Genomic DNA, 7,622 nt, shown 5'->3' on the forward strand with positions numbered 1-7,622 from the left:
AATTAGCCGTTTACTAGTTTCTCAATGAAAAACTCTAAATGCCCAGATGGTTGATTTGGTATTGGCCATTTAACTGCTTTTGTCGCCAGCGCTTTAAACGCGAGAGCGGCTGGCGAACTTGGAAAGAGCTCAACAATCACCTTTTGGCGACGTGTTGCTTTGCGCATATTTTCGTCATAAGGAACCGTTGCTACTAGCTCCATTGAAACATCTAAAAAGCGATCGGTAACTTTAGATAGTTTTGCAAACAATTCAGTGCCTTCACGCATACTGCGGACCATATTGGCAACAATTTTGAACTTATAAACACCGTGCTCGCGGCTTAATACTTTAATAAGTGCGTAAGCATCGGTTATTGATGTTGGTTCATCGCACACTACAACCATTACATCTTGTGCTGCTCGTGAGAAGCTTAGCACCATGTCTGAAATACCAGCGGCTGTATCTACAATTAAAATATCAAATTCGGTATTCAATTCGCTAAATGCACGAATTAGCCCGGCATGCTCAGATGGCGATAATTCAACCATACTTTGCGAGCCCGATGTAGCAGGTACAATTTTAATACCAGCAGGCCCTTCAACTAAAATCTCGTCAAGCTCACATTCACCTGACAAAACGTGTGATAAATTGCGCTCTACACGTAAACCAAGCATCACATCACAGTTTGCTAAACCTAGGTCAGCATCCAGCACTAATACTCTATTACCTTGTTGCCCTAGTGCAATAGCGGTATTTAGAGAAACATTTGTTTTCCCCACCCCACCTTTACCACCGGTTACAGCGATAACTTTTACGCCGTTGTTATTGTTTTGACTCATTTTGCGCAGGCCGCTTGCTTGATCTAATACTGTGTTAATCATACATCCCTACTGTACTTGGCGCCACTGCTTGGTGCCTTGAATGTTGTGCTTTTGTTCTTTTTAAATATAACTGCTCAGCCTTTTTCACTAGTTTTTCAGCATTTGCAACACGAATATCTTCTGGCACTCGTTGACCGTTAGTAAGATACCCTATTGGAAGGCGATTTTGAATCGCAATACTAATAATCTCACCCAAACTTAATGATTCATCTAACTTAGTGAAAATACAACCACTTAACTGTACTTTTTTAAAGTGACGTACTGTTTCTTGTAATACATTAATTTGTGCCGTCGCGCTTAGTACTAAGTAGCTGCGAATATCCACACGTTGGTTACGCATTAACGTGTTTAACTGCTCAGTTAAACGTAAATCTCGCTGACTCATACCTGCTGTATCAATTAATACTAGACGTTTATTTCGTAAATGATATAAAACTTCAGCTAATTCATTAGCATCTTTAACTTGCTTTACACCACAACCAATAATACGGCCGTAAGTAGCAAGCTGTTCATAAGCACCAATTCTGTATGTATCAGTGGTTATTAAGGCCACTTTATCAGCGCCATATTTTTGTGCGCCTAACGCTGCAAGCTTAGCAACTGTTGTTGTTTTACCAACACCTGTTGGACCCACTAACGCATATACACCACCTTGGCGAAGTATTTCATTATTGGTTGTTTGCATTTGATCTTCGACCATCGTTAACAACGCTTTCCAGCCTTGCTTACGAGATACATCATCAGGTACAAAACATGCCATTTGTTGCGCTACTTCTTTATCAATACCCATACCGACTAAGCGGTCAACCATGCAAGCGCGTGTTGGATCGCGACGCGCCATATCTTGCTGCATTAAGCCCGATACTTGATGCTCAAGCAATTGACGAATTGCGTTCATTTCTTCACGCATTGTTGTCATTTCTTCGCTTTCATTATTGGGTGTTTGTTGGCGAGCAGTTACTGGACTATCTAAATCATCAAAGTCGCTGTCTAAATCATCAAAACCTAAGCTATCCGCTTGAGTTTGTGGACGAACTGGCGCTGCATTTTCAGGAGCAAACATATTTTTAGTACGCTGTTCCATAACTGGTTCTTGATAGTTATCTGTAGTATCAATACCTGATTGTGAAAACATTGATGCAAGTTCAGGGGAGCGAGGACGCGGTGATTGGCGCTCTAATAAAGCTTGTAGGCTGTCAGCCACTTTTGCCTGCGGCTCTGGTTTGGCACGCTGAGGCTCTGGTTTTACAAAATTATGCATACTTTGCTGTGGTGCTTGAGCACGCGGCTCTACAGTACGTTGTGGTTGCGCTGCTACTTTAGGGGCTGCTTTGTCATAATCAACTGCCGCTACAATTTCTACACCGTTAGCCAGCTTCTTATTTGACATAATAACCGCATCAACACCTAACTCATCTTTAACTTCTTTAAGTGCTGTGCGCATATCTTTAGCAAAAAAACGTTTAATTTTCATGATTCAACCCCTGTTAAAATCTTATTGTTGGCCTACAGAGCTAACAATCTTGATCTGTCTTTCGTCTGGTACCTCTTGATAAGACATCACTCTCAATCCTGGAATGGTGTACTTAACAAAACGAGATAACACAGTGCGTAACATTCCTGACGTTAGCAATATAGAAGGTTCACCGGCCATTTCTTGATTTTGATGCGCTTGTGTCAATGACACTTGAAGTCGCTCTGCAAGTCCAGGCTCAATACCGGCACCTTCATCGCCTGCATTTTGTAATGACTGATGCAACATCTGTTCCAACTCAGGTGCCAAGGTTATGACAGGGATTTCTGATGACATGCCCACCGCATCTTGAACAATTAACCTACGCAGAGAAATACGCACTGCAGCCGTTAATACATCAGGGTCTTGGCTACGCGGACCATACTCAACAAGGGTTTGAACAATTGAGCGCATATCGCGAATAGCTACACCTTCATTCAATAAATTTTGCAGTACTTTTACAATTGCAGTTAATGGCAGCACATCAGGTACTAGTCCTTCTACTAAGCGAGGATGGCTTTTAGCAAGCATATCAAGCAGGTTTTGAACTTCTTCATGCCCTAGTAGCAACGCCGCACTGTTAGTTAATAACTGGCTAATATGAGTGGCGACTACCGTGGCTGAATCTACAACGGTATAACCTAGTGATTGCGCTTCATCTTTTTGATCAGGCTTGATCCATACTGCATCAAGGCCAAACGCAGGATCTTTAGTTTCAACCCCTTTAATAGGACCAAATACTTGCCCTGGGTTAATCGCTAGCTCGTCGCCATGTTTAAGTTCGCTTTCACCGGTTGAAACACCCATTAGCGTTATTCTGTAAGCATTTGGATCAAGCTCTAAATTATCGCGAATATGAACAGGTGGTACTAAAAAACCAAGTTCTTGAGAAAGCTTTTTACGTACACCTTTAATACGATTAAGTAGCTCACCACCTTGAGATTGATCTACCAACGGAATTAATCTGTAACCTACTTCTAGGCCAATTACGTCAACCTGCTGAACATCATCCCAACCAAGTTCTTTTTGCTCTTGTTTATTGGCAATACCTGTTGCAGCGCTTCCGCCACTGGCGGCTTCTTCGGCTTCTGCTGCAGCGGCTTTTAACTTAGTTTGCTGTGTGTAGTAAGCTAAATAACCCAATAACGCACCTAAACTTAAAAAAGCAAAATGCGGCATACCAGGCACTAAACCCATGATGATCAAAATACCTGAAGCAATAAAGAGTGATTTTTCGTTACCTAGTTGTTTCTTAAATTGATCACCCATATTGAGCGACTCATTTTGACGTGTTACAACAATCGCGGTACCAATTGAAAGCAGTAAAGAAGGGAGTTGAGCAACTAAGCCATCACCAATGGTAAGTAATGTATATACTTCCATTGCGTTGCCAAAACTCAAATTATGTTGAATCATACCGACAAATAAACCACCAACAATATTGATGATTAATATAACAATACCTGCAATGGCATCGCCTTTTACAAATTTACTCGCACCATCCATTGAGCCGTAAAAATCGGCTTCGCGAGTTACTTCCTCGCGGCGGTCACGCGCTTGCTCAGCACTGATAAAACCAGCGTTTAAATCGGCGTCGATTGCCATTTGTTTACCCGGCATTGCATCAAGGGTGAAACGTGCAGATACCTCAGAAATACGCCCAGCACCTTTGGTAATTACCACAAAGTTAATAATAATAAGGATTAAAAATACGACCAAACCAACTGCGTAGTTACCACCAATAACAACTGAGCCAAACGCTTCAATTACTTTACCGGCAGAATCACCACCATTATGACCTTCAAGTAATACAACTCGAGTGCTGGCAACGTTAAGCGCTAAACGCATAATCGTAGCGATTAGTAATACAGAGGGGAATATACCAAACTCAACCGGCTTCATCGTGTAAACAGTCACGAGTAAAACCACTAATGCGAGGGCAATATTAAACGAGAAAAGGATATCGAGTAAAAATGGCGGTAACGGTAAGATCACCATTCCCAAGGCTGCAAGCACAAGCAAAGGAGTACCTACCCCTTTGGCATAGTCTTTTTTGTCTCTGTTAAGTTGTTGTAATACCGCTTTAAAACTCATAATTCTACAATTTCAAAAAATTGACACTACGTAGAATTAGCAATAACTATTCCAAGTTACTAAGTTAACGGTTTAATACTTGTAGGCATCGGGGATTGGGAGCTTGTTATTGAGCTTAGTTGGACGTTTACCGCGCCCTTTATTAAAGCGCTTAAGCTGAAATACATACGCTAAAACTTGCGCTACTGCAGTAAATAGCTGATCGGGTATTTGCTCTCCTACTTCAGCCGTATGATAAAGCGCTCGGGTCAACATAGGGGATTCTAAAATAGGTACTTCATTCCCTATTGCTACTTTTCTAATTTGCATCGCCATTTCATCGATACCCTTAGCAAGCACTATTGGCGCTCCTGCGCGCTCTGTATCGTATTTTAATGCTACTGAGTAGTGAGTTGGGTTGGTAACAATAACATCAGCGTCAGGGACATCTTGCATCATACGATTTTGCGACATTTGCCTTTGTGTTTGCCTAATACGCGCTTTTATTTGTGGGTCACCTTCAGAGTTTTTATACTCATCTTTAATCTCTTGCATTGTCATTTTAAGTTGTTTGTTATGGTTATAACTTTGAAATGGTGCATCAATAGCCGCAATAATAATTAAAGTGCATGAAAGGCCTAAAAACATCCAGCCTAAAATCTCTAAGGCATGGATAATATTACCTGGTGCACTTTCTAAACTTAAATGCAGTATTTCATCAAAATAGGTATTAATTAAAAATATAGCAAAACTTGCAACCAAACCAAATTTTAAAAGTGACTTTACAAGCTCAATAGCCGCTTGCGGGCCAAACATACGTTTAAAGCCTTTCATTGGCGACATTTTACTTGCTTTAGGTGCAGCGGCTTCCCAGCTAAAATTAAAACCACCTAGTAACGTATTCCCAATAAATGCAGCCAAAACTATAATTAATACAAACATAGCCATAGGAAACATTAAAGCGTCTGCAACCTCTCCCCATACGGCAAACATTTTAGTGGTATCAAAGGCTTCGTTGCGATTTAAGCTAAGGGTTCGGCCCATTACATTGTATAAACCTTTGCCAATTTCTGGCCCATACATCAAAAGCGATATAGCCGAAAAAATAAGTACAAACATGGTACCTAGCTCTTTTGAGCGCGCTATTTGGCCTTTCTTTTTAGATTCTTCAAGTTTTTTGGATGTGGGTTCTTCTGTTTTTTCTTGTCCTGAGTCTTCAGACATGACTTTCTCCTAAGGTGAGCAACCAACTAAAGTACACATTAGCTCAACCATTTTTAACCATTGAAACTCAAACTGAGTAACAAAGTTACCTAGTGTCGCCCAAATAATAATAAGCCCCGCTACCAAGGTAAACGGAAAACCAATAGAGAAAATATTTAATTGCGGTGCTGCACGCGTCATAATACCAAACGACATATTAATAACGAGCATCGCGGTAAGCGGTGCAAGTGAGAGTACCAGTGCTGTAGTAAACATCCAGCCACCCCAGGTCACTATGTCCCAGTAATGATCTACAGACCACCATGTGCCATCAATGGGTAGCACTTGAAAACTATGCACCACCATTTGAATCATCATTAAATGACCGTTAAAAGCAAAAAATAATAGCGTCGCCAAAATAAGAAAAAACTGGCCCACAGCAGGCACACTCGCACCATTAGAAGGGTCAATAACCGAAGCAAAACCTAAACCGGTTTGCATCGCGAGTATTTGCCCTGCTAACACAAAAGTATTTAGTAAAAGTATAGATGCAAAACCAATAGCAACACCAATCAGCATTTGTTGAATAACGACTAAAATCATCTCAAACGAAAATAAATTAGTGAATGTAGCTGGGGGCAGAACAGGAACTACAACAAAAGTTACAACAACCGATAAACCCATTTTTATACGTGTAGGAACATTTTTAGCCCCCAAACCAGCCATAATCATAATCATTGAGCTAATGCGTACCAGCGGCAACAAAAAATCGCTCAACCATTGAATAACGACAGCAAAGGGGTATTCCACGCTTAACCTGCAATTTCAGGAATAAGTAATACTAGGCGAGTAAAAAAATCCATTAGCTCTTGAGTAAGCCAATGCCCACCCACAATAAGCGCACTAATGGTAATTAATAAACGAGGTAAAAAGCTCAATGTTTGTTCATTGATAGACGTTGCGGCCTGAAACACAGCCACAACTAAACCAATAATTAAGCCTGGGACTACAATTGCAGACACCAGCTTAATAACTAAAAAAAGAGCGTCACTTAGGATATCAACAAAAATTTCCGGTTCCATGTTGTACTCCTATTGTTGGGTCATGTTAATGCTTTGCATACTAAGTCCCTAAACCAAAGCTTTTGGCTAGAGTCCCCATCACTAAGCTCCAACCGTCTACAAGTACAAATAACATAATTTTAAACGGTAAGGACACAATCATGGGTGAAAGCATCATCATACCCATCGCCATTAATACTGAGGCGACCACTAAATCAACAATTAAAAATGGGATAAAAAACATAAACCCTATTATAAATGCGGTTTGCAATTCGCTGGTTACAAAGGCGGGTATAAGCACTATTAACGGTGTATCTTGTGGCGAATCTAGCTGATCGTAACCGGCAATTTTAGCAAACGTTTCTAAATCTTTTAAACGCACTTGCGAAAGCATAAATGCTTTCATTGGCTCTTTAGCCAGCTCTAAAGCTTGTACTGAAGTAACCTGCTCATTTAAGTAAGGTTCTATAGCTCGCTCGTTTACCTGCTGATAAATAGGCGACATTATAAAAATACTTAGAAAAAGCGACATCCCTAATAACACTTGGTTCGACGGTGTTTGCTGCAAACCAATCGCTTGGCGCAAAATGGCGAGTACAACAATTATTCGTGTAAAGGAGGTCATCATAATTATGGCAGCCGGTATAAAACTCAGCGCCGTCATAATTGCTAAAACTTGTAACGTTACTGAGTAATCTTGTGTGCCATCAGCGTTTGTTGTAATAGTAAGCGCATCAATTCCTTCTGCGCTTACATTTGGTACAAACACCATGGCAAAAATAATAAGCAGCCACTTTGTCATAGGTTTAATTCTTTTTATTTTGGTTTGATTGCGGGTTTAAAAGTTTACCAAATCGTTTAGCTAATTCAGGTAGTTCTTTTTCACTTAATGGAGTTTCTAACTTGTGT

Annotated in this window: 7 protein-coding genes and 1 pseudogene; all 8 read right to left on the reverse strand. The window is 40.6% G+C overall.

All coding sequences use genetic code 11. The features are described from left to right. Window positions 1-2: 2 nt before the first annotated feature. Window positions 3-863 carry a MinD/ParA family protein gene (locus GQR46_RS01545; protein ID WP_007585809.1) on the reverse strand — a complete coding sequence of 287 codons (861 nt, stop codon included), beginning with the start codon at window positions 861-863 and terminating at the stop codon, window positions 3-5. Continuing rightward, the gene (gene flhF / locus GQR46_RS01550) at window positions 856-2,337 is read right to left on the reverse strand and encodes a flagellar biosynthesis protein FlhF (RefSeq protein WP_165739548.1); all 1,482 of its coding nucleotides are present in this window, start codon (window positions 2,335-2,337) and stop codon (window positions 856-858) included. The genes GQR46_RS01545 and flhF overlap by 8 nt, the downstream gene beginning before the upstream one ends. 21 nt (window positions 2,338-2,358) lie before the next feature. After that, complete coding sequence (flhA, locus tag GQR46_RS01555) at window positions 2,359-4,470, reverse strand: flagellar biosynthesis protein FlhA (protein ID WP_010553901.1); 2,112 nt, start codon at window positions 4,468-4,470, stop codon at window positions 2,359-2,361. Window positions 4,471-4,542: 72 nt separating this feature from the next. Next, window positions 4,543-5,673, reverse strand: a complete 1,131-nt coding sequence (flhB, locus tag GQR46_RS01560; protein ID WP_007585806.1) for a flagellar biosynthesis protein FlhB — start codon at window positions 5,671-5,673, stop codon at window positions 4,543-4,545. 9 nt (window positions 5,674-5,682) lie between these two features. After that, on the reverse strand, window positions 5,683-6,462 hold the full coding sequence (gene fliR, locus GQR46_RS01565) for a flagellar biosynthetic protein FliR (RefSeq protein ID WP_007585805.1): 780 nt from the start codon (window positions 6,460-6,462) through the stop codon (window positions 5,683-5,685). A 2-nt stretch (window positions 6,463-6,464) separates the two neighbouring features. Continuing rightward, a complete protein-coding gene (gene fliQ, locus GQR46_RS01570; protein WP_002959325.1) occupies window positions 6,465-6,734 on the reverse strand; it encodes a flagellar biosynthesis protein FliQ in 270 nt (89 codons plus the stop codon). 40 nt (window positions 6,735-6,774) lie between these two features. Next, window positions 6,775-7,515 (reverse strand): flagellar type III secretion system pore protein FliP, encoded by a 741-nt coding sequence (gene fliP / locus GQR46_RS01575; RefSeq protein ID WP_165725378.1) that lies wholly within the window; start codon window positions 7,513-7,515, stop codon window positions 6,775-6,777. A 4-nt stretch (window positions 7,516-7,519) separates the two neighbouring features. Continuing rightward, window positions 7,520-7,622: pseudogene (locus GQR46_RS20635) on the reverse strand (flagellar biosynthetic protein FliO); the annotation flags it as partial.

Source organism: Pseudoalteromonas sp. Z1A6, from assembly GCF_011378745.1.
Lineage (GTDB): Bacteria > Pseudomonadota > Gammaproteobacteria > Enterobacterales > Alteromonadaceae > Pseudoalteromonas > Pseudoalteromonas arctica.

Bases quoted from the DNA above. Each gene is read 5' to 3' on its own strand.
- GQR46_RS01545 (WP_007585809.1), bottom strand. From the start codon at position 863: ATGATTAACACAGTATTAGATCAAGCAAGCGGCCTGCGCAAAATGAGT.
- flhF (WP_165739548.1), bottom strand. From the start codon at position 2,337: ATGAAAATTAAACGTTTTTTTGCTAAAGATATGCGCACAGCACTTAAA.
- flhA (WP_010553901.1), bottom strand. From the start codon at position 4,470: ATGAGTTTTAAAGCGGTATTACAACAACTTAACAGAGACAAAAAAGAC.
- flhB (WP_007585806.1), bottom strand. From the start codon at position 5,673: ATGTCTGAAGACTCAGGACAAGAAAAAACAGAAGAACCCACATCCAAA.
- fliQ (WP_002959325.1), bottom strand. From the start codon at position 6,734: ATGGAACCGGAAATTTTTGTTGATATCCTAAGTGACGCTCTTTTTTTA.
- fliP (WP_165725378.1), bottom strand. From the start codon at position 7,515: ATGACAAAGTGGCTGCTTATTATTTTTGCCATGGTGTTTGTACCAAAT.